The following is a 25464-nucleotide window of genomic DNA, read 5'->3' as shown; positions in this document are numbered from 1 at the left end:
CGCGCAGAAGCGCGACGACGTCTTCGACGATTCGATCACAATCCTGGTAGAACGAGCGGGCCGCCGGGTCGAGGTGGATGAACGTCGGCCCGCCGCGCTCAGGGAGGCCCTGTCGTTACCGGGCAGATGGCGGCGATCGGGTGTTGACTCGGCGGGGTGAGTACTTGGAGCGAGCAGGATCTGACCGCGATCGGTGGCGCCGACGAACTGGACATCTCGTCGCGCCGCGGCGACGGCACCCTGAGGCCGTACGTCACTATCTGGGTCGTCCGAGTGGGCGACGACCTCTGTGTCCGCAGTGCGTACGGCGCGAACAACGGCTGGTACCGCCGCGCCCGGGCCGCCGGCATCGGCAGCGTCCGGGTCGGCGGCGTCGAGCGCGAGGTCACTTTCGCCGACTCGCCGGCCGACCCCGCCGTGGTCGACCGGGCCTACCACGACAAGTACGACCGGTACGGCCCCGCGATCGTCGGCACTGTCACCGGCCCCGAGGTGGGGCCGTTGACGCTCCGACTGCTGCCGAAGTCCTGAGGGAGGTTTGCCGAAATGGAGACACGACCGCTGGGCCGCACGGGTGTGCAGGTCAGCAAGCTGTGCCTGGGCACGATGATGTTCGGGGCGTGGGGCACGAAAAACCACGACGAGAGCATCAGGATCATCCACCGGGCGCTCGACGCCGGGATCAACTTCGTCGACACCGCCGACGTCTATTCGGCCGGCGAGTCCGAGGAGATCGTCGGCAAGGCCCTGGCCGGGCGCCGCGACGACGTCGTACTGGCCACCAAGGCGCACATGCCGATGGGCGACGACCCGAACCACCGCGGTAATTCGCGCCGGTGGATCGTACGGGAGGTGGAGGACTCGCTGCGGCGCCTCGGCACCGACTGGATCGATCTCTATCAGATCCACCGCTGGGACCCGGCGGTCGATCTCGACGAGACCCTCGGGGCGCTCACCGATCTGGTGCGGGCCGGCAAGGTGCGCTACATCGGGCATTCCACGTTTCCGCCGTCGACGATCGTCGAGGCGCAGTGGGTGGCCGAGCGGCGGGGGCGTGAGCGTTTCGTGAGCGAGCAGCCGCCGTACTCGATCCTGGTCCGCAACGTCGAGAACGAGGTGCTGCCGGTCGCGCAGCGGTTCGGGATGGGCGTGATCCCGTACAGCCCGCTCGCCGGCGGCTGGCTCTCGGGCCGCTACAGCCGGGACGCGCAGGACGGCCCGGCGTCGCCCGCCCGGCAGCGTCTCGCCAACCGTTTCGACCTGAGCCTGCCCGAGAACCAGCGCAAACTCGACGCCGTCGAACAGCTGGCCAAGCTCGCCGACGAGGCCGGGCTGTCGCTGATCCAGCTCGCGATCGCGTTCGTGCTGCGCCACCCGGCGATCACCGCGCCGATCATCGGCCCGCGCACGATGGATCACCTGGAGTCGCAGCTCGCCGCGGCCGACGTCGTGCTCTCCGGCGACGTGCTCGACCGGGTCGACGAGATCGTCCCGCCCGGCGTCACCCTCAATCCGGCCGAGAACGGCTGGGTCAGTCCATCTCTGCTGTCGAGGGCGCGCCGGCGTTGAGGGCGGACGGGTGCTGGGTCAGCGCGGTGACCTCGACGTGCATGTACTGGAACAGCGGCAGGTTCCAGAGGATGTCGTGGAGACGTTCGTGCGAGGCCACGTCGAAGATCGACAGGTTGGCGTAGCGACCGACGACGCGCCAGATGCTGACCCACTCACCCGTGCGCTGCAGCTGCTGGCACATCGCCTTCTCGCGGGCGATCAGGTCGGCCCGCTCGTCGAAGTCGAGGTTCGACGGCAGATCGACCTCCATCCGTACGGCGTAGAGCATCGGGCTACGCCGGGTCGAGGACGAAGTCGTACTCGACGTCGACACCGTCGCCCGACGAGCGCGGGTCGAGCATCAGCTCGGGCTTGACCGCCGAGGCGATGTCGTCGTTGTTGTGCGGGTCGCCCGGGAAGTAGAGCTGCGTCGTGATCGGCAGGTGGCCCGGCGCGGTGACCTTGAGGTGCAGGTGCGCCGGGCGCCAGGCGTGCCAGTTCGCCGCCCTGATCAGCGCGCCCGTCGCCCCGTCGGTGGGGATCTGGTAGGGCGCCGGCTGGATCGTACGGATCAGGAATTGGCCTTTGTCTCCGGTGGTGACGCGGCCGCGCAGGTTCCACTCGGGGATGCCGGGGGCGAAGCGGGCGTAGAAGCCGTCGTCGTCGCAGTGCCAGATGTCGACCTCCGCGCCGTCCAGGGTTGTGCCGTCGACCGCCCGCACCACGCCGTGGAACGTCATCGGCGTGCCCTTCTCGTCGGGGCGCATCGGCAGCGTGGCCTCGACCTCGGACAGCGGCGCGCCGGGCACGTAGAACGGCCCCTCGATCGTGCCTTTGCTCCCCGAACGGCCGGCGTTGGCGACCTCCTCGACCACGTGCTCGACGAACACGTCGAGGAACAGCGGCCACTCGCCGTCCGCCCCGACCCGGATCAGCCAGGCTTTCAGAGCGTCATATTCGGCGTACGAGACCTGGTTCTTGCGGATCGTGTCGTGCACCGCCTCGAGCACCTCGCGAGCGAGCTGACCGACCCGCTCGGGCGGGGTGTCACTCGTGTGTGTCTTGTCGGCCTGGAAACGCTCGGTCGCCGATGCGCCGGTGGCGGCCGCGGTCGCGTTGGTCATGTCGGTACCCTTCGTCAGCCGTCGGTGCGGTAGTGCGCGAGTTTGTCCTGGTCGATCGCGACGCCGAGGCCGGGTGCCTCGCTGACGCGCAGCTCGCCGTTGGTGATGCGCAGCGGCTGTTCGAGCAGGTCGTCGGTCATGTCGAGGAAGTTGGACAGCTCCGCGGGCCGCCGCGCGGTGCGCTCGAACGCGGCCCCGAACGCGAGGCTGCACGAAGTGCCGAGCTGGCCGTCGATCTGGTTGCCGATCACCACGTCGACACCGAGGCCCTCGCAGAGCCCGAGGATGCGCAGGGAGCCGGTGAACCCGCTGCGGGCGGTTTTGATGCTGATGCCGGTCACGCCGCCGTCGAGCACCTCGCGGGTGATCTCGGCCGGCCGGGTCGCGCTCTCGTCGGCGAACAGCGGCACCCGCGCCTGCCGGGCCAGCCAGCGGCGGCCGGCGACATCGTCGGCCGGGCACAGTTCCTCGGCGAACTCGAGCCCGAGGTCGGCCATCTCGTCGAGCGCGCGGGCCGACTCGGCCGCGGTCCAGCCCCGGTTACCGTCCACGTAGAGCGTGATCATGTCGCCGAAGCGTTGCCGCAGGGCCCGGCAGACGTCGATGTCGAGCCCGATCGGGTGCCGCCCGACCTTCACCTTGAACGTCGTGATGCCGTGCGCGAGGACCATCCGTTCGGCCTCGGCGACCATCGCGTCCGGGTCGGCGAAGCCGAGCATGTGGGCGACGCGCAGCCGGTCGGTCCAGCCGCCGAGCAGGTCGCTGACCGGCAGCCCGGCGCGTTGACCGAGGATGTCCCACAGGGCCATGTCGATCGCGGCCTTGGCGGTGTGGTTGCCGACCGTGCGGTGCAGCTTCACGGCCACCGACTCGCGGTCGATCGGGTCGTGGCCGACGATCTGCGGCGTGAAGACGGTGTCGATGACCGCCTTGATCGAAGCCTGGGTCTCCCCGTACGTGAAGGGCCGTGGCGGCGCGTCGGCGGTGCCAACCAGACCCTCGTCGGTGATCACGCGCACCAGGACATGATCGGCCCGGTGCACCTCGCCGCTGGCGAAGCGCAACGGCTTGACGTACGGGATCGCGTACGGAACCGCCTCCACCGCGCTGATTTTCACGTACGCCAGTGTCACGCGCCGCTCGTCGGCTAGGGAAAGACCTGATAGAGCACGATTCAGCCACCGGAGATCTCAATCGCGCGCCTTTGAACGCGGGCGGCCAGCGGGGTCGCGCCCGATGCCCGGATCGCCACCGCCAGCTCGACGTGGGCCGGATCGCCGTGCAGGCGGCGGTAGCGAGCACCCGACACGCGCAGGTGCGCCACCGACTCGGGCACGAGCGCTACCCCGAGCCCGGCCGCCACGAACGAGATGATCGTCGACGTCTCGGCGACCTCCTCGGCGACGTCGGGCGTGAAACCGGCCCGGCGGCAGGCCTCGGCGCTGATGTCGTGCACGACCGAACGCCCAAGCGAGGGATAGCAGATGAAGCGTTCCCCGGCGAGGTCGTCCAGCCGCACCCGGCGCCGGTTCGCGAGCCGGTGACCGGCGGGCAGCGCCACGATCAGCGGCTCCTCGCGCAGCACGTGCACGTCGAGGCCGGCCGCGCGTACCGGCGGCCGCAGGAACCCGACGTCGAGCTCGCCGCTGAGCAGCCCGCTCACCTGGTCGGGGGTCAACAGCTCACCGCGCAGGTCGAGCTCGATCCCGGGGAAGCTCTCGCGCAGATCGCGGGAGAGCACAGGCAACATCTCGTACGTGGCCGAGCCCGTGAACCCGATGGTGACGCGCCCGGTCTCGCCCGCCGCGAGCCGCCGCACCTCGTCCCCGGCGACCTCGACGGCGCGCAGCACCTCGCGCACCCGCTCGAGGTAACGCTCACCGGCCACGGTCAGGGCGACCCGGCGGGTGGTGCGCTCGAACAGCGCGACGCCGAGCTCCTCCTCGAGCTGGCGGATCTGGTGCGACAGCGGCGACTGGGCCATGTGCAGCCGCGCGGCGGCCCGCCCGAAGTGACACTCCTCCGCCAGCACGACGAAGTACCGCAGGTGCCGCATCTCCACGCACCGACATCATCACCGGCGGACCATCCCGCGCAAGCGATCGGGCAGGTCGGTAGCGTGAGGCTTCGAGGAAGGCACGGCCGGAAGGGACTGGACCGGGGTTGGGGATCGACGACGATCTGGCGCTGCTGCGCGCGTACGAGCCGGTGGCCCGCTTCACCGAGGGGGAGTACTTCTTCCCGGTCTCCGCGCAGCGCTACGTGAGCCGGGCCAGTCTGTGGCGCAGCGAGGCCGGCTCCAGCCCGTTCGAGCAGGGGGAGCCGGGCACGCTCGAGCTCGACAAGCTGGCCGGCGCCGAGCAGGGCATCCAGCTGTCGCTGAGCGGCATCGGCGGCGCCGAGGGACCGCTCGGGGCGGCGCACATCCCGATCCGGCAGCGCCCGCCCCACCTGCGACGGTCGAGCCGGCTGGCCTCGGTGGGGCTCACCGCGCGGCTGGTCGACACGGCCAACCGGGCCTCGCTGTTGTTCCGGGGCAGCGTGCCCGGCGGCAGCGCGGCCCACTCCTTCCTGCTGCAGCGCGACTACCTCAAGCCCGGCGAGCCCACCTACTACGGCCGGGTGCTGCGCGACGACCCGTGGATCGTCTGCCAGTACTGGTACTTCTACAGCTTCAACAACTGGCGGTCGGCGTTCGGCGGGGTCAACGAGCACGAGGCCGACTGGGAACAGGTCACCGTGTACCTCGACGGCACCGGAACGGCCGAGCTGCCCGCGCCCCGCTGGGTCGTCTTCTCGGCGCACGACGAGACCGGCGACGACCTGCGACGGCGCTGGGACGACCCCGATCTCACGGTGACCGGCGAACGGCACCCCGTCGTGTTCGTGGGGGCGGGCTCGCATTCGGGCGCCTACCTGCCCGGGGACTACCTGATCACCGTACGGCCGCCTCGGTTGCGGGGGTTGATCTCGGCCCTGCGCTGGTCGGCCCGGCTGCTGGCGCCCTGGGCGGGGGAGGGCCAGCAGGTTGTCGGCATCCCCTACGTCGACTACGCCCGTGGTGACGGCCGTGCGGTCGGGGCCGGTCAGCCCGAGAGCTGGCATCCCGTGGTCATCAGTGACGAGACCCCCTGGGTACGGGATTTTCGCGGCCTGTGGGGACGCGACACCCGGGATCGTCTGGGCGGCGAGCGCGGCCCGGCGGGTCCCCGCTACGAACGCGACGGCAGCGTGCGGCAGTCGTGGGCCGACCCGGTCGGCTGGGCGGGGCTGGCCAAGGTCGCCCCGAACCCGGCCGCCGAACGCGCCCTGGTCGAGACCCGCCGCCGCGAGAACGACGAGCGCCTGTCGATCCTCGACGAGCGGATCAGCACGCTGCGCCGCGGTCTCGGGCTGGCCGCGGCGGGGTTGCCGGTCGCCTCCCCCGAGGTGCGGGCGCTGCACGATCAGGAGCGCGAGCTGCTCACGCTGCGCATGGAACGCACCCGGCTGGCCGACGAGCAGGCCCGCCCGATCACCGTCGCGACCGAGGCGCAGCACCCGCACGCGCATCTGCTGCACCGGCGGCTGCCGATGGAACCGGCGACCGGGCTGCGGGGGCGGCTCATGTCGTGGTGGGCCGTGCTCAGCACCCCGGCGATCCTGTGGGCGGTCGGCGCGGTGGTCTCACCGGGCGCGGCGGCGGCCTCCGACGTGGCGGCCGTGTGGCTCCTGGTGCTCCTGTGCGCCGAGGGACTCGTACGCGGAAAGCTCTTGGCTGTGCTGCTGCGCCTGCTGCTCGCCGTGGCCGCCGTGGTGCTGCTGGCGATCTTGTGGCTCGACGGTCGCTATGTCGTGACGTTCACCCTCTTCGCCGCGTCGCTGGTGGTGCTGCTGGTCAACCTACGCGAGGCGCTGCGCCGTTAAGGGGTACTGACGGGCCTTGTTTCAACCGCGGCCGATCGGGTTCTCTGGGGGTGGACAGCAGTCGTCAGCGAGGAGACAGAAAAATGCGTGGTGTCGTCATGCACGCCCCCGGCGACGTGCGGGTCGAGCAGCGCCCCGACCCGACGATCGAGCAGCCCACCGACGCGATCATCCGGGTGTCGGCCGCCTGTGTCTGCGGGTCCGACCTCTGGCCCTACCGGGGCTTGCAGCCGGTCAACGGCCCGAGTGTGATGGGCCATGAATACGTCGGAGTCGTCGAAGAGGTCGGCAGCGAGGTCACCACGATCAGGGCCGGGCAGTTCGTGGTCGGCTCGTTCTGGGCCTCCGACAATACGTGCGAGATCTGCGTGGCCGGCTACCAGTCGGGCTGCGTGCACCGGGTGCCGATGGGCGCGCTCGGGTCGCAGGCCGAGTTCCTGCGCGTGCCGCTGGCCGACGGGACGCTCGTGGCCACGCCGTCCCTGCCGCCCGCCGACCTGGTGCCCAGCTACCTGGCCGCGTCCGACGTGCTGGGCACCGGCTGGTTCGGGGTGGTCGCGGCCGAGGCCGGGCCGGGCAAGACGGTGGCGGTCGTGGGCGACGGCGCGGTCGGCCTGCTCGCCGTGCTGGCCGCCAAGCAGCTCGGGGCCGAGCGCATCATCGCGATGAGCCGCCACGACCCGCGGCAGAAGCTGGCCCTGGAGTTCGGCGCGACCGACATCGTCACCGAGCGCGGCGACGAGGCCGTGGCCGTCGTCAAAGACCTGACCGGTGGGCTGGGCGCTCACTCGGTGGTCGAGGCGGTCGGCACGCAGGAGTCGATGTCGTCGGCGCTGGCGATGACCCGCGCGGGAGGCCACATGGGCTTCGTCGGCGTGTCGCACGACGTGAGCCTGGACGGCGCCGACCTGTTCTGGTCACTGGCCCACGTGCACGGCGGCCCCGCTCCCGTTCGCCGGTTCCTGCCCCACCTGATAGACCTGATCGCCGACCGCACGATCAACCCCGGCCGCGTCTTCGACCTGGAACTGCCCCTCGACCAGGCCGCCGAGGGCTACCGCGCGATGGACGAGCGCCGCGCGATCAAGACGCTTCTGCGCCCGTAGCCGGGGTTTCGAGCGCCCCGGTCCCGCCGCTGCGGACAACGCTGTCACGATCAGCCTCGCCCGTTGAGCTGAGTCACTCGACTCGCCGCCGATCCAGATCGGGCAGCAGCGAGGTGAGTCACTCGACTCGCAAGGGTGGTGGGTGGCCGGGGCGGCAGGGAATGCGCTGCTGTCGGGTCATGGCTCCGCCGCCCGTGAACTACAGCGCTGTAGTTAGGTGATCTTTGCGAGTACCGGTTGCCGGCGGCCCTCCGATCAGCGTGACTGTAGGAGTGCCGCCGGTTCCGCCGCCTGTCACCGCGCCCATGCTCGCCGCCGCGGGCGTGCTCCCGGCCGGGCCCGGGTGGGCGTTCGAGTTCAAGTACGACGGCGTCCGCGCCGTCACCACGGTGCACGACGGCCAGGTCCGGGCCTACTCGCGCAACCTCAACGACGTCACCACCGCCTATCCCGAGGTGAACGAGCTGGTGCGTCTGCTCAAAGGCCGCGACGCCGTGCTCGACGGCGAGATCGTCGCCCTGGAGGCCGAGCGCCCCTCCTTCGCCCGATTGCAGCAGCGCATGCACGTCGCCTCGCCCAGCGCCGCGCTCATCAGCACCGTCCCCGTGCTCTACTACGTCTTCGACCTGCTGGCCCTCGACGGCGAAGATCTCACCCCGCAGCCGTACGCCACCCGGCGCGAACTTCTCACCGGCCTGGAACTGCGTGGTGACCACGTACGGGTGCCCCCGCAGTTCAGCGGCGTCGACGGTCGTACGGTCCTGCAAGCCGCCGAGATCGCCGGCCTCGAGGGTGTGGTCGCCAAGCGCCTGACCTCGCCCTACCGCCCCGGCAAACGCTCGGCCGACTGGACCAAGGTGCCGCTGATCAAGACGCAGGAGGTGCTGGTCATCGGGTGGAAGCCCGGCGAGGGCCGCCGCGCCGGCACGATCGGCTCGCTGCTGCTGGCCGTCTACGACCACCGGGACCACCTGGTGTTCGCCGGGCACGTGGGCACCGGCTTCTCCGACAGCGCGCTACGCCACCTGCAGACCGAGCTGTCCTCGCTGGTCCGTGCCACCCCGCCGGTCACCGACGTGCCCCGCGAATACGCCCGCCACGCCCACTGGGTCGAACCGGTGCTGATCGGCGAGGTCGCGTTCCGGAACTGGACCCCCGACGGCCGCCTGCGTCACCCCTCGTGGCGCGGCCTGCGCACCGACCGATCCCCGTCCTCGGTGCGGCGGGGCGTCTTCCCGTCCCCGGCCCCCGAGGTGCGCGGCGCGATGGTCACCCCCGACGGCGAGTGGCGCGTCGAGGTGGTCAGCCGCGCCGGCGTTGAGTCCTTCCGCATCTTGCACGGCGACAACGTCGTGGAGGGCCTGGCCCTCGACGAGGTCGAGAAGATGCTCAGCCAGCGCGGCGTCGACCTGCGCATGCTCCGCCAGGTCGGCCCGGCCGCCTGAGGCAGCGGCGAGGCGGTGACGGTCGTAGCGTCGGGGTATGACGACTTGGCTGATCACTGGTAGCTCGACCGGACTGGGACGCGCGCTGGCCGAGGCGGTGCTGGCCGCGGGCGACAACGCCGTCGTGACGGCGCGGAACCCCGGCAGTGTCGAGGACCTGACGAAGACGTACGGGGAAACGGTTTTGGCCCTGGGGCTCGATGTCACCGACGACTCGGCGATCGCAGCGGTCGTGCGAGCGGCCGAGGAGCGGTTCGGGGGTGTGGATGTGCTGGTCAACAACGCGGGGTACGGCTATCGCGCCGCGGTTGAGGAAGGCGATGTGGCGGATGTGGAGCGGCTGTTCGCGACGAACTTCTTCGGGCCGGTCGCGCTGATCAAGGCGGTGCTGCCGGGCATGCGGCGGCGGCGCAGCGGCGCGATCGTGAACATCTCGTCGATCGGGGCGCGGATCAGCCCGCCGGGGTCGGGGTATTACGCGGCCTCGAAAGCGGCCCTCGAAGGCATGACCGGGTCGCTGCGCAAGGAGGTCGAGCCGCTCGGCATCAGGGTCATGGCGGTCGAGCCGGGCGCGTTCCGCACCGACTTCGCGGGGCGGTCGCTGACCCAGTCGGCGGCAGCCATCGACGACTATGCGAACACGGCGGGTAAGCGGCGCAAGGAGAACGACACCGTCGACGGTACCCAGCCCGGCGACCCGGCGAAGGCCGCCCAGGCGCTGATCACCGCTATCGGCTCGGACGCGCCGCCGGCCCTGTTGCTGCTCGGCACCGACGCGGTCGGTTCGTTCACGGCCGTTCTCGACGCGCAGCGGGCCGAGATCGACACCTGGCGAGAGCTGAGCACCGGGACGGACCTCTAGGATCGGCGGATGCTTGCCCCGAAGGTCGCCGAGATGCTGCGACTCCCCAACCCCGCGGTCATGGCCACCGTCGCCGCCGACGGTCGGCCCGTGACCGTGGCGACCTGGTATCTGCTCGAGGACGACGGCCGGGTTCTGCTGGGCCTCGACGCGAAGCGCGCCCGCCTCAAGCACCTGGCCAACGACCCGCGCGTCTCGCTCACCGTGCTGGCCAAGGACGACTGGTACACCCACGTCAGCCTGCAGGGCCGCGTCGAGCCGATCACCGAGGACGTCGACCTGCGCGACATCGACCGCCTGTCGCAGCTCTACACCGGCCACGCCTACTCGAACCGCGAGCGCCCCCGCGTCAGCACCCACCTGGTGATCGAGCAGTACCACGTGTGGGGTGCCCTGCGTTCGTAGGGGCGAGCGGCGTTGCACCTCTGAGCATCGCTTTTCGGAGGGCGTCGCACCAGGGACCGCGGCGCGGCTTCACTGGCGGTCATGACTGACGTTACGCACCACACCGCGCCCACCGAGTTCGTCGAGGCCAACGGCATCTGGTACGCCTACCGGCGGTTCGGCGCCCCGAGCGGCGTACCGCTGGTGCTCCTGCAGCACTTCCGCGGCAACCTCGACAACTGGGACCCGGCCCTGACCGACGCGCTCGCCGCGGAGCGTGAGGTCATCCTCGTCGACTACGCCGGTGTCGGCTCGTCGAGCGGCTCGCCCGCCCACTCGGTCTCGCTGACCACCGCGCAGATCCTCGCGTTCACCGACGCGCTCGGCCTCGACGAGATCGACCTGCTCGGGTTCTCGCTCGGCGGTTTCGTCGCGCAGGAGATCGCGTTGGTGCGACCCCGTCTCGTACGCCGTCTGGTGCTGGCCGGGACCGGCCCGAAGGGAGCGCCGGACATGCACGGATGGCGCGCCGACATCGAATCGCATGCGTGCGCGAACGTGAACGACGCCGCCGACCTGCTCTACATCTTCTTCGCCCACACCGAGACGAGCCAGGCGCTCGGCAAGGAGTTCCTCGGCCGCATCTTCGCCCGCACCGAGAACCGCGACGCGCCGACGACCGTCGAGGTGCGCGACGCCCAGTACGACGCGATCGTCGAGTGGGGGATCCCCGACCACGGCGCGCTGCAGCGCCTCACCGGAATCCGCCGGCCGACCCTGATCCTGCAGGGCGACGACGACCTGATGATCCCGACCAAGGGCAGCCACACGATGGCCGGCCTGATCCCCGGCGCCCGCCTGCGCATCTTCCCCGACGCGGCCCACGCCTCGCTCTTCCAGTACGCGGCCGAGGCCGCCAAGGAGGTCAACGACTTCCTGGCTTGATCTCCGGCGTCATCATGGACGCATGCCGCGACATGACGCCCCGACCCGTTTCGGGCCGCCGCCCACGATCTGGCGTGGATCCTTCGGGTTCGCGGCGATCGCCCTGATCCTGCTGACCGTCGGCATCGGGTCGATCGTCGGCATCCTCGTGATCAAGGCCGACTCGACGGCCACTGTGGAACGTCTGGAGCGGGTGGGTGTCCCGGTCGAGGCGAACCTGTCGCGGTACGACCGTGGGCGGCGGCTTTCCTCGACCGTCTGGCTGCATTACGGGTACGGCGGCACGGCGTACAGCGCGAAGGTGGAGTGCGACGACGTCTACCGCTGCGACCCGCAGCACAGCCGCACCCTCCCGATCACGATCAACCCGTCGAACCCCACCGAACTCGTCACCGTCTTCGGCGCCACCCAGAACTCCGCCCGCTTCCTCGACAACTGGGGCCTGCTCATCGGCACGTCGATCCTGACCGCCTTCGGCAGCCTCAGCGCCTTCCTCTTCGTCGTCCTTTTCCGTCAGGAACGCAGGGAGAGGGCAGCCGGCTGAACTTGTACGATCCCGAGCGTGCCTGACTTGCCGCCCGCAGGCCCGCTGTGACCAGCCGACGTCGCACGCTGGGAGACAGCGCGCTCGACTATTCGCGCTATGCGGACGTCGCTGCCGTGGGTGACCTCCGGAGCGCCATGCAGAACGCATTCGACTCTGCCGGTTTGTCGCTGCGTGCGGAGCATGTGGAATCACCGGGCTGGGTGCTCACGCACGCGGTAGTTCGTGTCGATGACCGGTCGGTGATTGTCTGGCTGACGTCCGGCGACCGTGCGTTCGGTCTCGACTTCTGGACGCCGGGCTTTCAAATGGCCCGCGGTCTCACCGCCGACCTCCACGAGGCCGCGGCGGCCATCTCCGTCTTCCTGAAGGGCGCCCGGCTTCGGCAACTCCAGGAAGCGTGGCCGTTCGTGAGCTTCAGCCCGTACGCCGAGGCGTTCGAACGCGGCGAGGCCGAAGCGATCGCCTTTCAATGGGTGCGGCTGCTCGACCCGCCGCCGCGGGCACGGCACCTGCACGGTCTGCGCGACTTCCTCATAGCCGCGTCGACCGAACCGCGGTTGCGTGAGCTGTACGTCTTCACCAGCCACTACGATCTCGGCTTCCGCCGGTCGGTCCCGTTCGGACAGAGCCCGGTGCTGGCCTGGGTACGCCCGGTCGGCGAGGGCCGCTACCGGATAGCGGGCGCGGATCGCCGTCACCTCGAAACGGCCGGCCCGGCCCCGGCCCAGGAGAGCGTCGCGTTGGTGCTGGCGGCGATGGACCTAGGCGCGCCTGCGACGCAGAGCAGCGACGGCGTTCGTCACGACGAGGGCCCACACGACGAGCAGGGGCTGGAAGAGTAAGCGGATCGCCCGGGCGGTGTCGGTGTCGAGGCCGAAGCCGTCGCGGTGTTCGGTGAGCTGGGCGATGTTGCCGGGCAGGACCGCGACGAAGAACGCCGCCACGACCGCGCCCACGATGCCCCGTGCCGGCTGCCTCCACGTGGCTAGCAGGGCCACCGCGAGACACAGCTCGACCACGCCGGACGCGATCACCACGACGTTCGCGTCGATCGGCAGCCACGACGGCACCTGCGCCCGGAAGTCCACGCGGGCGAAGGTCAGATGGGCGACGCCGGTGAACAGCAGGAACGCGCCCAGCAAGATCTGCCCCAAACGCCGCATGCCGCCTCTTCTCCCCGGCCCCGACCACCCAACGTACGGGACACGGCGGGCGGCGGTCAGCCCGGCTCGCTCCCGGACAGCCACATCGTCAGCAGCTTCGTCCACGTCTTCGGCCCCACGACGCCGTCGACAGTCAGCGTGCCGACCTCGAGTCCCTGGAAGGTCTTGACGCCCTGCTCCGTCCTGCGCCCGAAGATGCCGTCCTCGTCGAGCGGCTCCGCGACCGAGCCTTCCTCCGCGTGACCGATGAACACATTCAGCATCTGCTGAAGCCGCCGAACCTCACCCGACTCATCGCCCTTCCGCAGCGTAGGAAGGCTGACCGTCACCTGACTGTTCATGAGCGTTCCTCCGTACGATCGTCGTCCGCGCCGCCACGAAGGCGCGCAGAGCGAGAGAGCCGCATGGAACCGGCCAATACGCGGTGAGCGTCACCCCAGCCCGCGCGGGTGTCAATCAACCCGCCGCCACCGTCGCGATGCCGACAGGCGACGGGGGCGGCGGCTGGCGCGGGCCGGCTCAGTCGAACAGGTCGCCGATGCGGTCCTGGAACGTGAGGATCGACAGCAGGCCGAAGAGCAGGAAGGACCAGACCAGGGCTGCGAGCCGGAAACCCCGTACGCGGATCGGCTCGGGCAGGATGCGGCGGTTGATCAGGATAAGCAGGGCGGAGTAGATGAACATCATGAAGCCGCCCACCACGGCCGAGATCACCAGCAGCAGGATGGGCTGGCTGAAGCCGGCCAGCAGCACGCCGATGCCGATCGCGACCAGGCCCCACACCAGTCCGGCGTAGACCTTGCTCTCGTTGGCGTTGCGAGCGTACGAGGTCTTGATGACGTCGGCGGCCAGGCGGCTGGTGTAGTCGACGATGCCGAGCGAGGCCGCGAAGAGCGAGAACGCGCCGATGATCCAGAACAGGTACTGGAACCACGACCCGACCCGGTCGGCCAGCACCTCGCCCTCGATCTGCAGGAAGCCGATGCTGTTCTCGAGGCCGTCGCGCCCGAAGACCGTGGAGTAGGCCAGCAGGGAGGTGAACAGGATCGTGATGAAGGTGATCAGTACGAAGGTCGTGAGCTGCTCGATGTTGGCGAACTTCCACCAGCCGCGCCAGCGCTTCAGGTTCTCGTCGGTCGGCTCGAAGGCGTACCCGGTGCTCGGGGCCGCCTCGGGCTGACCGGTCACCGGGCTCATCAGCCGCGGCACGTATTTGCCCATGCCGTAGCCCTTGTCGCGGATCCAGTTGGACTGCACCAGGTTCTGCCCGCCGCCGGCCCCGGCGAACGCGAGCGCGCCCAGCAGCAGTGCGAAGCCCAGCTCGTCGATCGGGAGCCCCGGCTGCGTCACCACCTTCGGCAGGTCACCCCACGCCGACGCGCCTACCGCGAAGATCGCCGCGATCACGAAGAACGTCAGCACCGCCGCGACCTTGAGCATCTGCGCCTTCTCGAGGGCCACGTAGACGACCGGCGCGAGCGTGAGGATCAATCCGATGACCACGAGCATGCAGACGGCGATCACGGTGCGGTTGCCGCCGAAGATGTACGTCGTCAGGGTCGCCGAACTGGTGGCCCAGCCCGGCCACAGGTTCGCGAAGTACGTGAGGATCGCGAAGAACAGCCCCCAGTGCCGCCAGTATCGGCTGAACCCGGTCAGCGCCGTCTCACCGGTCGCGAGGGTGTAGCGCTCGATCTCCATGTTGAGGAAGTACTGCGTGATCAGGCCGACCAGCGCGGCCCACACGAAGACCAGACCGACCTGAGAGGCGATGTACGGGAACAGGACGAACTCGCCGGAGGCCAGGCCGACCCCGGCGGCGATGATGCCCGGCCCGATCAGCCGCCCGTAACGGCGCGGCTCGGCGGGCATCTCGCGGATCTCGGGGCCGGGGAGGTATTTCGTGGGGAAGGCGGCGGCCACCCCGGTTCGCGTCGTCGTCCGGTCGGTTCTGCCTGCGTCGTCGGTGGTCGCCACGGCAACTCCTCGTCGGGATTTCCACATTTGTCGCGGTCCCTACGGTGTGTCAAGGGTCACAGGGAGCCGTGATCCAGGGGTATGCCCCGAGGCCGGAGGAGCTGAAACTAATTGAGGAGTTTCCAGGTGCCCTCCGAGATCACCTCGACCTCGCCGTCGATGACCTTGAAGGCGGTGTGCTCGTCGGTCGCGTAGGCCGGGTTGGTCAGGCCGGTGGCCCATTTCTCGGCCGCGGCCATCGTGTTCTCGGGGCACATCGGGTGTCCGACGTGCGGGAACATCGAGAAGTCGACCAGGCCCAGCGCGCTGTCGCCCCCGGCGGGCGGCTTCCAGCCGACGAAGTCGTCGCCGACGCGCGGGGTCATGACCATGCTGCCGGCGCTGAGTCCGACGTAGACCAGGCCGGGCAGCGACGGCAGCAGGTCGAGCAGCCCCGACTCGCGCATCCAATGGGCCAGGTAGAGGGCGTCGCCGCCGTTGACCAGCAGGACGTCGGCGTCGCGGACCCACGAGACCCAGCGGTCGCGGTCGATGCTGGGCAGGGCCGTCAGCTCGAGCACGCCCAAGGACTTCCATCCCAGATCGACCATGGGGGTGGTCCCTCGTCCGCTGATGAACTCCCACGCCCGGTCGGGGGTGACGAAGGGATGCCCATATCCGGCGGTCGGGATCAGCAGGGCGCTGGACTCGGCGATCGGCTTGCCCAGCAGGTCGAGCAGGGCCGCGTGGATGCTCGCGTTCTTGACGCCGGAATCGGTGAGTAGAAGCTTCACGATGGCTCCAAACCGGTTGCAAACTGCAAGTGGTCTTCGCAACCTAGCCGATGAGTGTCCCGCGCCACAAGGGCAGGAAAGCGGGCCGGAGGGTCTCGCCGGACGCGCGGGCCGGTAGCGTCGGCGTTTATGGGGCAACCGGACCCGCTGGTCGGCCGGGACGACGAGCTCGCCCGGCTGAACTCGTTCGTGGACGAGGTGTGCGACACCGGGGCCGCCCTGTGCCTGTACGGCGAACCGGGCATCGGCAAGACCGCCTTGCTCGACGCCGCCGCGTGGGGTGCCGCGGCGCGCGGGTTGCCGGTCCTGCGCGCCCACGGCTCCGCCCTCGAGACCGACCTGCGCCACGCCACCCTGCACGAACTGCTGTGGCCCGCCGCCGACCGCATCACGAGCCGCGACGACGAGCACGGGGCGGCGCTGTCCGGCGTGCTCACCGGCACGCCCGGCGACGCGGACGTCCCGGCGGCGATCCTGGCCGTGTTCGGCCCGGCCACCCTGGTGCTGGTCGACGATCTGCAATGGGCCGACCCGGCCAGCCTGGCCGTGCTGCGTGAGCTGGCCGCCGGTCGGCGACTCGGGGTCCTGGGCGCGTCCCGGTGCGAGACCACGATGGCGGGAGCGTCCGCCCTCCTGCACGTCGGCCCGCTCGACGCCGAGGCGGCGGCCGCGCTCGTCGACCGTACGACCGGGCCGGTCAGCCGGTGGCGCGAACGGATCCTGTCGGTCGCCCGCGGGAACCCGTTCCTGCTGACCGAGCTTCGTGACGCGCAGTGGGACGGCGCCGACGTGCTGCCCGATCGGGTGCGGGACAGCTACGCCGCGGAACTGGCCGCCGTGCCGGTCGCCGCCCGCGACGACCTGCTGCTGGCGGCGCTCAACGACGGCGAGGACATCGACCTGCCGGACGCCGGCGCGCGACTCGGGCAGGCCCGCCACCTGGGCATCGTCGTAGGCGGCACGACGCTGCGGTTCCGGACCTCGCTGCTGCGCGCGGCGGTGATCGCCGACGCGGCCGCCGAGGAGCAGGCGCGGGCCCACCGCACCCTGGCCCGCATCTTCCAGGACGATCCCCGCCGCAGCGCCTGGCACCTGGCCGAGGCGTCGTTCCGCCCCGACGACGAGGTCGCCGCACTGCTGGAACGCAAGGCGCGCGAGTCGTTGCACGCCGGACACATCGCCGCCGCAGTCGACACGCTGCGGCGCGCCGCCGAGTTGAGCCTCGCGAGCACCGAGCGCGGACGGCGGCTCGCCGAGGCGGCCTACCTGGCGGCGAGCGTGCGCGGCGACCTCGCCACGGCCCGCGAGTTGCTGGAGGCCGCCCGCGCCCGGCCCGGGTCGCTGCCCGCCGCGACCGCCGCGGCCCAGCTACTGATCAACGGCGGCGGCGACCTCGACACCGCCCACCGCACGCTGTGCGCCGCCGTCGAGCCGGCCGAGTACGACGCGACGAACCCCGACCTGATCGAGGCGCTGTCCGAATTGGTCGATGTGTGCAGCGACGGGCGCCGGGACGAGCTGTGGGAACCGCTCGACGCCGCGCTGGCCCGGTTGCGGCCCGCACCGCCGCCGCTGCTGACGCTGCACGCGCACGCCCAGCGAGGGCCGGCCCACGTCACCAAGACCGATCTGGACCTGCTGATCGAGCTGATCGAGGGGATCGAGACCGAGACCGATCCCGTACGCATCGACCGGATCATCACCTCGGCCCTGGTGCTCGATCGTGGCCCCGAGTGTCGTCCCGCGCTGTGGCGGGTCATCGAGGACGGCCGCGCCGGTGGCGCCGTGCGCACCGCGGTCATCGCCCTGTTCACGGTGGCGGCCGACGCCTACGCGCTGGGCGACTGGGACCAGGCCGCCGCGTTCGGCGACGAGGCCGTACGCACCGCCGAGGCCCACGATCTCGGTCATCTGGCCCGGCTCGCCGCGATGGCGCCCCTGCTCGTCGAGGCGGCCCGCGGCGGCGAGGTGCTCGAAGCCACCCGGGAGATCGCGACCTGGGCCGCCCCACGCGGGCTGGATGGTCTCGTGCAGTGGTGCCATCAGGTGCGGGCGTCCGCGGCGATGGCCCGGGGCGACTTCGAGAACGCCTACCAGCAGGGCACGGCGATACTGTCCCGGGCTGCCTTCCCGCTGTGGGCCGGCTTCGATCTCGTCGAGTCCGCGCTGCGCACCGACCGGGCCGCGGACGCCGTCGCGTACGTGCGCGCGCTCGACGCCGCCCGGCTCGACCGGGTCTCCGACCGGCTCCGGCTGATGACCGCGGGCACGGCCGCGATGGTCGCCGACGACGCCACGGCGCCGGCCTTGTTCGCCCGCGCGCTGGCCCTGCCCGGTGCGGACCGCTACCGGTTCGAGGCCGCGCGCCTGCGCCTGCTCCTCGGCGAGCGCCTGCGCCGCACCCGCAGGACCGCGCAGGCGAAGACACAGCTCGGCTTGGCGGTGGCCGAATTCGGCCGGCTGGGCGCGACACCGTGGACCGAACGCGCGACCCGCGAACTGACCTCGGCGTCCGGCCGCCGGACGAGCACACCCGATCCGGGGTCGCTGACCTCGCAGGAGCGGGCGGTGGCCGAGCTGGCCGCGGCCGGCCTGACCACCCCGATGATCGCCGACCGCCTGCAGCTGTCGCGCAGCACGGTCGCGTCCCACCTGCGCCACGTCTTCCACAAACTCGGCATCACCTCGCGGAGCGCGCTGCGCGATGTGCTCGATTAGCGGCTCAGGGCATCGCGCAGCCCCGCCCTGGAAGTGACGCCCAGCTTGGGAAAGACCCGGTAGAGATGAGCGCCGACGGTGCGGTGCGACAGGTGCAGCCGCCGGCCGATCTCCTTGTTGCTGAGCCCGGCCGCGGCCAGCTCGGCGATGCGGCGCTCCTGCGCGGAAAGCCCGCCGGTGGAGAACCCGGAACCGCGCCCGGCGGTCCGCAACTCCCGCCCGGCCCGGTCCGCCCACGGCTGCGCGCCGAGCCGCTGGAAGATCTCCAGCGCGGCGATCAGATGCAGCCGCGAACCGGCCGGGTCGTGCCGGCGGCGCAGATGCTCGCCGTACGCGAGCTCGACCCGGGCCAGGTCGAAGGGCCACCGCTGCGCGTCGGGCACGGCCAGCGCCTCCTCGAAGTCCGCGTCGTCGCCGGTCACCATGGCCCGGCAGCCCGCCGTCACCATCGCGAGCCGGGGCGAGATCCGGGCGAGCCGGGCCCCGGCCATCGCCTCGACGTGCGCCTGGGCGGCGTCGTGCCGTCCCGACCGGACCGCCCCCTCGACCAGTTCCAGCAGCAGCCACAGGGCGTTCGGGGTGTACGGCCGCAGGGTCCCGGCCGGGCTGACGGCGGACGCCTCCTGGAAAGCCCGCTCGAAGTCGCCGCGCCCGATCGCGAGCACGGCGCGGACGTGGTGGGCGAACTGCACGACGTTGCCCGCGACCCGTCGACCGGCCCACGCGGTCATCTCGTCGAGCAGCACCCGCACGGTCGCCTCGTCCCCGCGAGCCGCCGCGACCAGGGCGGGGTGATATCCGCCGAGGAGCACCTGATAGCGGTGATACCCGTACTGCTCGGCCTGCGCGACGCTGCCGGCCGCGGTCGTCATCAGCTCGGTCCACTGCCCGGACTGCCAGAGATACGTGCAGGTCGAGACGGCGGCCTGCAACGCCTGACCCATCGCCCCGGTGCGGCGGCCGTAGCGGATCACCCGTGCCAGCGGCTCCAGGCACGACGACAACTGGTCGGTGTAGACACAGGCCAGCGCGGTGCGGGTGATGACGACGGGGTTGTACTCCTCGCCCAGCGCCTCGGCCGCGACGGTGATCTCGTGCAGCAGCCGCGGGGTGAGCCGGCCGGCGTCGCCGAAGGACCGCGCGCAGATCTCCAGCAGCGGCGGCATCGCGGGCCGCAGACGGCGGACCACCCGCTCGAACTCGGCCCAGGCCTCCGGCGTCGCCGCGGTCCAGCAGTTCAGCATCAGCAGGTGCAGCGCGTCGGTCAGCAGGTCGTCGCCGGCGTCCGCGTGGCCCGGGTAGGCGTCGATCGCGGCGACCAGCAGCGCGCGGGCCGCGTCGGTCGGCATCTCGCCGTTGACCACCACGTACGACACCACGACCTCGATCGGCAGTGAGTCGGCCAGTTCGGCGCCGGACGCGCGGGCCCGGTCGAGCAGCCGTACGGCGTCGCTGAGGTCGCCGGTCGCGTCGGCCTGGATGAACGCCGCCTCGAGCAGCCGCCGGACGCGCGCCCGCGGGTCGGGGCTGAGCTCGGCCGAGCGGATCAGCGCGGCGCCCGCCGTGACCGCCGCTCCTTCGCGCACGGCCGCGTCGGCGACCTGGCGCAGCCGCTCGGCGAGGTCGCCGTCCGGACCCTCCGCCGCGTCGGCGAGGTGCCACGCCTGCCGCACCGGGTCGTCGGCGAGGGTGGCGGCGAGCGCCTGCTGGGCCCGGCGGCGCTCGAGGCCGGTGGCGAAGCGGATCACCGCGGTGCGGAACACCGGGTGCGTGAAGACGATGCGACGGCTGGGCTTGTCGACCGTCACGACGTTCGCGCGCTGGGCGGGGGTGACCGCGTCGAGCGTGTCCTCGCCGGGCGCGGCCCGTTGCAGCAGACCGAGGTCGCCCGACTCGCCCAGCGCGGCGAGCAGCAGCACCGCACGGGTGGCCGGCGGGAAGGAGGTGAGCATGCGTCGCAGGGGCATGTCGAGGCGGTCGCTGAGCGGCAGCAGGGCGGGCAGCGGTTCGTGGCCCGCGCGACGGCGTGCACCGAGCGCGGCCGCCTGGTCGAGCAGCACCAGGGGGTTGCCCGCGGCCTCGGCGACCAGCCGGTCGCGCACCCGGGTGGCCGTCGCGGGATAGCGGGCCAGCAGCAACCGGTCGGCGGCGTCGTCGTCCAGCGGCCCGACCCGGTGCCGGGGCAGCCGGCAGCGTTCGAGAATGCCGGGCGTCCCGGCCTGCGTACGCACCTCGACGAGCAGACCGACGCCCTCGCCGATCAGCCGCCGGGCGACGAAGGCGAGCACCAGCGCGGTCGCCCGGTCGAGCTTGTGGGCGTTCTCGACCAGCACGAGCAGGGGCCGGTTCGCGCCGGCCAGGCGCAGCAGGGCCAGCACCGAGGCCGAGATCGCCAGCCGGCCCGGGATCGGCCCGGCCGCCACGCCCCGGGTGATCAGCAGAGTCTCCCGCGCCTGCTCGGGCAGCTGCGGAAGGTGGGCGTGCAGCGGCTCGAGGAGCTGGTCGAGCGCGGCGTAGTCGGCCGTGCCGAGCGACTCACTGCCCGCCGCCCGTACGATCCGGGCGCCCTGGGCCGACCCGTAGCGGGCGGCCGCGTCGAGCAGCGCCGACTTGCCGTACCCGGGCCCGCCGGTGACGAGCAGGCCGCCGCCCGAGACGAGCGCCCGGTCCACGAAGGCATGCACCACGGCCACGTCGGGGTCACGCCCGGGGAGCAGACCCCGTACGGCCACGCCGGTCTCAACGGACATCGCTCAACCTTCGGATCCACGGGCTCGCCGCCCACAACAGGCCGCCGAGGGCGACGGCGAGCAGACCCAGCGAACCGAAGTACGCGACCTCGTGACGTTCGCTGTAGTAGCGGGCCAGCAGGCCCGAGGTCGCCGTGCCCAGCGCGACGGACAGGAAGAACAGCGCCACCATCTGGCTGCGGAACGCGGCCGGGGCGAGCCGGGTCGAGGCGGCCAGGCCGACCGGCTGGATCAGCAGCTCGGCGACGGTGAAGACGAGCATGATCCCGGCCACGGCGAGCAGCGGGACGCCGCCCGGCCCGACGCCGGCGAACGGCAGGAACAGCAGGAACGCGACGCCCATGGTGATGGTGCCGAGCGCGAACTTCACCGGGGTCGACGGCTGCCGCGGCCCGAGCCGGGTCCACAGCGCGGCGAACAGGCCGGCCAGCAGCACGACGAAGATCGGGTTGAGGACCAGTACCCACGACACCGGCATCTCCCAGCCGAACACGGTGCGGTCGAGCCGCCGGTCGGAATAGATCGTCACGACGGTGAACTGCTGCTGGTAGAGGGCGCAGAACGCGGCGCTGGCCACGAACAGGGGCAGGAACGCCAGCACCCGGCGCCGCTCGGCCCGGCCGACCCGCGGGCTCGACAGGATGACCGCGAAGTAGGTGACCGCGGCCAGGATGCTCAGCGTCACCACGATCGCCGACAGCCGGCCCGCCGCGATCACGCCGGTGCGGGCCAGGACCACAATGATCAGCGCGACGGTGGCGGCGCCGAGCAGCAGGGCGGTCAGCGAGCCGGTCACCGCACGGGCCGCCCCGGTGAACCGTCGACGCCCTCGGGCGTACCCGATCAGGCCGATCGCCATCCCGGCCGCGGCCAGGCCGAATCCCCAGCGGAAGCCGCTCTCCTTCTGCAGCAGGCCGGTCAGCAGGGCGCCGGTCAGCCCGCCGAGGTTGATGCCCAGGTAGAACAGGGAGAACCCGGCGTCCCGGCGGCCGTCGTCCGCGGCGTACAGCGAGCCGACGAGCGCCGACGCGGTGGCCTTGACCCCGCCCGCCCCCAGCGCCACCAGGCTCAGCCCGGCCGCCACGCCGGTCACGCCGGGCAGCAGCGCGAGGGCGAGATGCCCGCCCATCACGACGACGGCACTGCCGAAGAGCACCCGTTCCGCCCCGAACACGCGGTCGGCGAGCCAGGCCCCGGCGACGGTGCAGAGATAGACCGAGCCCCCGTACGCCCCGACGACGCCGGCCGCCGTGGCCTCGTCGAAGCCCAGCCCGCCCCGGCCGGCCGGGTAGTAGAGGTAGAGCAGCAGGATGCCGAGCATGCCGTAGAACGAGAACCGCTCCCAGACCTCGAGGCTGACCAGCGTGGCCAGCGGGCGCGGCTGCCCCAGGAACCGCCGGTCGGCCGGGGACTCCGGCGGCCGTAAGTGTTCGTCGGTGGCGCTCATGTTCGTCCCCCCAGGAACTCCGGCGTCTTTTCACCCCGCCCGATCGTGGCCCCGCGTGGCGTACGCCTTCTTGAGTGACATCACTGCATCGCGCGCACCAGTTCCGCCCGCGAGCTCACGCCGAGCTTGGGGAAGACGCGGTAGAGGTGCGATTCGATCGTGCGGCGGGACAGGTAGAGGCGCTGCGCGATCGCCCCGTTGGTCAGACCCTGGGCGACCATCTGGGCGATCTGGAACTCCTGCGGTGTCAGCACCTCGAGCGTGTCCGGGGTGCGCTGCCGGCTGCCCTCCCCGGCGGCCCGCAGCTCGCGGCGGGCGCGTTCGGCCCACGGGGTCGCGCACATGGCGTCGAACGCGTCGCGGGCGGCGCGCAACGCGGGCCGCGACTCGACCTGCCGCCGGTGCCGCCGCAGCCACTCGCCGTGGGCCAGCTCGATGCGGGCCCGGATCAGCGGCCAGGTCGACAGGTCCTGGCTCAGCGCGTCGCCGAAGACATGCTCGTCGTCGTCCCCGGCCACGTGCACCCGGGCCAGCAGCATCTGCACGTCGAGCCAGGGCGACCTGGCCTGTGCCGCGAGCGGTTCGGTCTCGCGCAGGTGGGTCACCGCCTCGTCGTGGTGCCCGCTGCGCACGGCGGCCTCGGCGAAATCCCCGATGGTGTGGGCGCCGACCAGGTGGTGCTGGGCCGGGTTGCCCGGCTCGCGGATGCGGCGCAGATGCTCGTACGCCTCGGCGTGGCGCCCCCGGCCGAGCTCGAGCTGGCCGCGGGCGTATTCGACCAGGCTGAGCAGCTGGGCCGCGCCGACCGGCAGCGCGAAACGGGCGGCGTCGGCGGTGAGCGTGCGGACCGCCGCCTCGTCGCCGCGGATCGCCGCGATCGCCGACTGCGCGACCTGCGCGCCGATCTGCCAGAGCGGTCCCTGGGTCTCGACCGCCAGGCGGCGTGACTCCTCGGCCGCCGGCACCGCCACGTCGAAGTCGCCGATCTCCAGGGCCGCCCAGGCCTGCATCGTGAGCACCTGGGCGAGCAGCCGCAGCCGGCCCTGGCCGCGCAGCCGCCGCGCGGACGCCTCGAGCAGCGGGACCGCCCGGTCGTAGGCCCCGGACAGGCAGACGGCCATGCCCCGCAGGTAGAGGGCCGAGGGGTCCTCGGGCACGGTCGTGTGGTCGAGGGCGTGCAGCACGGCCGCGCCCCGCTCGATCGTCGCCGCGAACGCCTGGATGAACAGCATGCGCTGGTCGTCGGGGTCGGCCGTGATGCGGTCGGCGGCCCGCATCACGTCGCGGGCCTCGGCCCGCAGATCCCCCCAGTGGCAGCGGGCGGCCGCGGCGACCAGCAGGTCGAGCCCGAGGTCGCGGTGGCCCAGGGCGGCGACCCGCGAGGCCGAGCCCACGAGTTCGAGAACGCGGGCGGGATCGCCGGCCGGCCCGGCCCGGAACGCGTCTTCGAGCAGCAGCCACTGCGCCCGCGCGTGCGGGCCGAGATCGAGCGGGGCGGCCTCGCGCAGCAGCCGGTTGACCGTCGCGCCGTCGCCGAGCTCGCTCACCGCGGCGGCCGCGTCCAGCAGCAGCGACGCGCGCCGGCCGGGGTCGGTCAGCAGCCCGGCGGCCCGCTCGAACGCGACCGCGGCCGTGGTGATCGCTCCGCGTCGCAGCGCCCGCCGGCCCGCCTGCTCGACCTCGTCGGCGACGGCCGGGTCGGGGCCGGCGGCGGCCGCCCATCGATGCCAGGCCCGGCGGTCGGGGTCGATGGCGTGGCCGGCGAGCGCGGTGTGCGCGGCCTGCCTTTCGGCCTCGGTGGCGGCCTGATAGATCGCCGACCGCACGAGCGGGTGCCGGAACCGCAGCCGGTGGTTGTCGAGGTGCACCAGGCCCGCCCGGATGGCCGGGACGAGGTCGTCCATCGAGCGCGCCGCCCCGTCGACGGTCGCGGCGGCCTCGAGGATCGTGGCCGGTGCCTCGTCCGACGCGGTCGCGGCCACGGTGACCAGCGTGCGGGTCGGGCCGGGCAGCTCGGCCGCGCGGGCCGCGAAGGCGTCCTCGAGCCGCCGGGTCAGCGACAGTCCCGGCGACAGCGGGGCCGCGCCGAGCTCGGCCAGGGCCAGCGGGTTCCCCTCCGCCGCGGCCAGCACCCGCCGGCGTGTGCGGGCCGGCAGCGCGCCGCCGGCGCGCGCGAGCAACTGTTCCGAGGCCTCGTCGGTGAGCGGCCCGAGCGGCAGGGCGGGCAGGTCGGCCTGCAGCAGCGGGCTGTCATAGCCCTCGCGCAGTGCGGCGATCATGACCATCGGGTCCGCCTCGAGGCGCCGGCCGACGAACGCGAGCACGTCGGCGGTGGGGCGGTCGAGCCAGTGCGCGTCCTCGACGGCGAGCAGCAGCGGGGACCGGGAGGCCTCCTCGCCCAGCAACCCCAGCACGCCCAGGGCGATCAGGAACAGCTCCGGCGCGGGCCCGTCGACCAGGCCGAACGCGGTCTCGATCGCCCGGCGCTGCGGCGGCGGGAGCACCCCGGTGCGGGCCAGGACCGGCCGCAGCAGCCGGTGCAGGCCCGCGAACGGCAGGTCGGCCTCCGCCGCGACGCCGGCCGTGGCCAGCACCGGCATGTTCCGGGCGGCGGCGACCTCGCAGGTCTGAGCGAGCAGGGTCGACTTGCCGATGCCGGCCATGCCCGTCACCACGAGCGCCGAACCCTGCGCGCCGGCCCCGTCGACCAGGGCGGCGAGCAGCGCGCACTCCCGCTCGCGTCCCACGATCAGCTGCTCGGGCATC

22 protein-coding genes are annotated in these 25464 nt (G+C 72.1%); 11 read left to right on the top strand and 11 right to left on the bottom strand.

Annotation, left to right across the window (positions count from 1 at the left end; all coding sequences use genetic code 11):
* Positions 1–156 precede the first annotated feature (156 nt).
* Positions 157–531, top strand: a complete 375-nt coding sequence (locus EER30_RS24160; protein WP_127502808.1) for a DUF2255 family protein — start codon at positions 157–159, stop codon at positions 529–531.
* A gap of 15 nt (positions 532–546) precedes the next feature.
* Positions 547–1569, top strand: coding sequence for an aldo/keto reductase (locus tag EER30_RS24155; RefSeq protein ID WP_127502807.1), 1023 nt, complete (start codon positions 547–549; stop codon positions 1567–1569).
* Here the strand turns inward: EER30_RS24155 and catC are convergent.
* From catC to EER30_RS24135, 4 genes are read right to left on the bottom strand one after another with little or no spacing between them, the layout of a single operon-like run.
* The gene (catC, locus tag EER30_RS24150) at positions 1532–1840 is read right to left on the bottom strand and encodes a muconolactone Delta-isomerase (protein ID WP_127502806.1); all 309 of its coding nucleotides are present in this window, start codon (positions 1838–1840) and stop codon (positions 1532–1534) included. The two genes, EER30_RS24155 and catC, sit on opposite strands and share 38 nt — an antisense overlap.
* A 4-nt stretch (positions 1841–1844) precedes the next feature.
* On the bottom strand, positions 1845–2675 hold the full coding sequence (gene catA, locus EER30_RS24145) for a catechol 1,2-dioxygenase (protein WP_127502805.1): 831 nt from the start codon (positions 2673–2675) through the stop codon (positions 1845–1847).
* A gap of 14 nt (positions 2676–2689) precedes the next feature.
* On the bottom strand, positions 2690–3808 hold the full coding sequence (locus EER30_RS24140; RefSeq protein WP_240670270.1) for a mandelate racemase/muconate lactonizing enzyme family protein: 1119 nt from the start codon (positions 3806–3808) through the stop codon (positions 2690–2692).
* Positions 3809–3849: 41 nt separating this feature from the next.
* Positions 3850–4731 carry a LysR substrate-binding domain-containing protein gene (locus tag EER30_RS24135; protein ID WP_240670285.1) on the bottom strand — a complete coding sequence of 294 codons (882 nt, stop codon included), beginning with the start codon at positions 4729–4731 and terminating at the stop codon, positions 3850–3852.
* Positions 4732–4838: 107 nt separating this feature from the next.
* On the opposite strand from EER30_RS24135, the gene EER30_RS24130 reads away from it, so the two are divergent.
* The 8 genes from EER30_RS24130 to EER30_RS24095 all read left to right on the top strand — a co-directional run bounded on the left by EER30_RS24130 (position 4839) and on the right by EER30_RS24095 (position 12712).
* Entirely contained in the window at positions 4839–6581 is a 1743-nt protein-coding gene (locus EER30_RS24130; protein ID WP_127502803.1) for a hypothetical protein, read from the top strand.
* Positions 6582–6664: 83 nt separating this feature from the next.
* Entirely contained in the window at positions 6665–7687 is a 1023-nt protein-coding gene (locus tag EER30_RS24125) for a zinc-dependent alcohol dehydrogenase family protein (RefSeq protein ID WP_127502802.1), read from the top strand.
* 260 nt (positions 7688–7947) lie between these two features.
* The gene (gene ligD / locus EER30_RS24120; RefSeq protein WP_240670269.1) at positions 7948–9132 is read left to right on the top strand and encodes a non-homologous end-joining DNA ligase; all 1185 of its coding nucleotides are present in this window, start codon (positions 7948–7950) and stop codon (positions 9130–9132) included.
* Positions 9133–9169: 37 nt separating this feature from the next.
* The gene (locus EER30_RS24115; RefSeq protein WP_127502801.1) at positions 9170–9994 is read left to right on the top strand and encodes an oxidoreductase; all 825 of its coding nucleotides are present in this window, start codon (positions 9170–9172) and stop codon (positions 9992–9994) included.
* Between the two features lie 9 nt (positions 9995–10003).
* Entirely contained in the window at positions 10004–10399 is a 396-nt protein-coding gene (locus EER30_RS24110) for a TIGR03618 family F420-dependent PPOX class oxidoreductase (protein WP_127502800.1), read from the top strand.
* An 81-nt stretch (positions 10400–10480) separates the two neighbouring features.
* Positions 10481–11323 (top strand): alpha/beta fold hydrolase, encoded by an 843-nt coding sequence (locus EER30_RS24105; protein WP_127502799.1) that lies wholly within the window; start codon positions 10481–10483, stop codon positions 11321–11323.
* Positions 11324–11345: 22 nt separating this feature from the next.
* A complete protein-coding gene (locus EER30_RS24100; RefSeq protein ID WP_127502798.1) occupies positions 11346–11867 on the top strand; it encodes a DUF3592 domain-containing protein in 522 nt (173 codons plus the stop codon).
* A gap of 242 nt (positions 11868–12109) precedes the next feature.
* Positions 12110–12712: a DUF6193 family natural product biosynthesis protein gene (locus EER30_RS24095; protein ID WP_127502797.1), complete on the top strand. Its 603-nt coding sequence runs from the start codon at positions 12110–12112 to the stop codon at positions 12710–12712.
* Here EER30_RS24095 and EER30_RS24090 read toward each other — a convergent pair.
* The 4 genes from EER30_RS24090 to EER30_RS24075 form a co-directional block, all read right to left on the bottom strand.
* Positions 12632–13033, bottom strand: coding sequence for a DoxX family protein (locus EER30_RS24090; protein ID WP_127502796.1), 402 nt, complete (start codon positions 13031–13033; stop codon positions 12632–12634). The two genes, EER30_RS24095 and EER30_RS24090, sit on opposite strands and share 81 nt — an antisense overlap.
* Before the next feature lie 56 nt (positions 13034–13089).
* Complete coding sequence (locus EER30_RS24085; RefSeq protein WP_127502795.1) at positions 13090–13374, bottom strand: peptidoglycan-binding domain-containing protein; 285 nt, start codon at positions 13372–13374, stop codon at positions 13090–13092.
* A gap of 178 nt (positions 13375–13552) precedes the next feature.
* Positions 13553–15010: an Nramp family divalent metal transporter gene (locus tag EER30_RS24080; protein ID WP_205650392.1), complete on the bottom strand. Its 1458-nt coding sequence runs from the start codon at positions 15008–15010 to the stop codon at positions 13553–13555.
* A 107-nt stretch (positions 15011–15117) separates the two neighbouring features.
* Positions 15118–15783, bottom strand: a complete 666-nt coding sequence (locus EER30_RS24075) for a Type 1 glutamine amidotransferase-like domain-containing protein (RefSeq protein ID WP_127502793.1) — start codon at positions 15781–15783, stop codon at positions 15118–15120.
* Positions 15784–15912: 129 nt separating this feature from the next.
* On the opposite strand from EER30_RS24075, the gene EER30_RS24070 reads away from it, so the two are divergent.
* Positions 15913–18501 carry a helix-turn-helix transcriptional regulator gene (locus tag EER30_RS24070; RefSeq protein ID WP_127502792.1) on the top strand — a complete coding sequence of 863 codons (2589 nt, stop codon included), beginning with the start codon at positions 15913–15915 and terminating at the stop codon, positions 18499–18501.
* On the opposite strand, the gene EER30_RS24065 is transcribed toward EER30_RS24070, so the two are convergent.
* The 3 genes from EER30_RS24065 to EER30_RS24055 form a co-directional block, all read right to left on the bottom strand.
* The gene (locus EER30_RS24065; protein ID WP_127502791.1) at positions 18498–21251 is read right to left on the bottom strand and encodes a LuxR C-terminal-related transcriptional regulator; all 2754 of its coding nucleotides are present in this window, start codon (positions 21249–21251) and stop codon (positions 18498–18500) included. The two genes, EER30_RS24070 and EER30_RS24065, sit on opposite strands and share 4 nt — an antisense overlap.
* Positions 21241–22698 carry a peptide MFS transporter gene (locus EER30_RS24060; RefSeq protein WP_127502790.1) on the bottom strand — a complete coding sequence of 486 codons (1458 nt, stop codon included), beginning with the start codon at positions 22696–22698 and terminating at the stop codon, positions 21241–21243. Before EER30_RS24060 ends, EER30_RS24065 begins: the two co-directional genes overlap by 11 nt.
* Positions 22699–22778: 80 nt before the next feature.
* A complete protein-coding gene (locus EER30_RS24055; RefSeq protein WP_127502789.1) occupies positions 22779–25463 on the bottom strand; it encodes an ATP-binding protein in 2685 nt (894 codons plus the stop codon).
* Between the last annotated feature and the right edge of the window lies 1 nt (position 25464).

The organism is Actinoplanes solisilvae (assembly GCF_003999975.1).
In the GTDB taxonomy this organism is placed as follows: domain Bacteria; phylum Actinomycetota; class Actinomycetes; order Mycobacteriales; family Micromonosporaceae; genus Actinoplanes; species Actinoplanes solisilvae.
Note: the sequence above shows the minus strand (reverse complement) of the source record. Positions and strands in the feature narration are given on the sequence as shown.

What these genes read in the sequence shown, in the direction of transcription:
- EER30_RS24105 (WP_127502799.1), top strand. Translation starts at nt 10,481, where the DNA reads ATGACTGACGTTACGCACCACACCGCGCCCACCGAGTTCGTCGAGGCC.
- EER30_RS24055 (WP_127502789.1), bottom strand. Translation starts at nt 25,463, where the DNA reads ATGCCCGAGCAGCTGATCGTGGGACGCGAGCGGGAGTGCGCGCTGCTC.
- catA (WP_127502805.1), bottom strand. Translation starts at nt 2,675, where the DNA reads ATGACCAACGCGACCGCGGCCGCCACCGGCGCATCGGCGACCGAGCGT.
- EER30_RS24070 (WP_127502792.1), top strand. Translation starts at nt 15,913, where the DNA reads ATGGGGCAACCGGACCCGCTGGTCGGCCGGGACGACGAGCTCGCCCGG.
- EER30_RS24115 (WP_127502801.1), top strand. Translation starts at nt 9,170, where the DNA reads ATGACGACTTGGCTGATCACTGGTAGCTCGACCGGACTGGGACGCGCG.
- EER30_RS24110 (WP_127502800.1), top strand. Translation starts at nt 10,004, where the DNA reads ATGCTTGCCCCGAAGGTCGCCGAGATGCTGCGACTCCCCAACCCCGCG.
- EER30_RS24060 (WP_127502790.1), bottom strand. Translation starts at nt 22,698, where the DNA reads ATGAGCGCCACCGACGAACACTTACGGCCGCCGGAGTCCCCGGCCGAC.
- EER30_RS24125 (WP_127502802.1), top strand. Translation starts at nt 6,665, where the DNA reads ATGCGTGGTGTCGTCATGCACGCCCCCGGCGACGTGCGGGTCGAGCAG.
- catC (WP_127502806.1), bottom strand. Translation starts at nt 1,840, where the DNA reads ATGCTCTACGCCGTACGGATGGAGGTCGATCTGCCGTCGAACCTCGAC.
- EER30_RS24085 (WP_127502795.1), bottom strand. Translation starts at nt 13,374, where the DNA reads ATGAACAGTCAGGTGACGGTCAGCCTTCCTACGCTGCGGAAGGGCGAT.
- EER30_RS24155 (WP_127502807.1), top strand. Translation starts at nt 547, where the DNA reads ATGGAGACACGACCGCTGGGCCGCACGGGTGTGCAGGTCAGCAAGCTG.
- EER30_RS24100 (WP_127502798.1), top strand. Translation starts at nt 11,346, where the DNA reads ATGCCGCGACATGACGCCCCGACCCGTTTCGGGCCGCCGCCCACGATC.
- EER30_RS24090 (WP_127502796.1), bottom strand. Translation starts at nt 13,033, where the DNA reads ATGCGGCGTTTGGGGCAGATCTTGCTGGGCGCGTTCCTGCTGTTCACC.
- EER30_RS24135 (WP_240670285.1), bottom strand. Translation starts at nt 4,731, where the DNA reads ATGCGGCACCTGCGGTACTTCGTCGTGCTGGCGGAGGAGTGTCACTTC.
- EER30_RS24065 (WP_127502791.1), bottom strand. Translation starts at nt 21,251, where the DNA reads ATGTCCGTTGAGACCGGCGTGGCCGTACGGGGTCTGCTCCCCGGGCGT.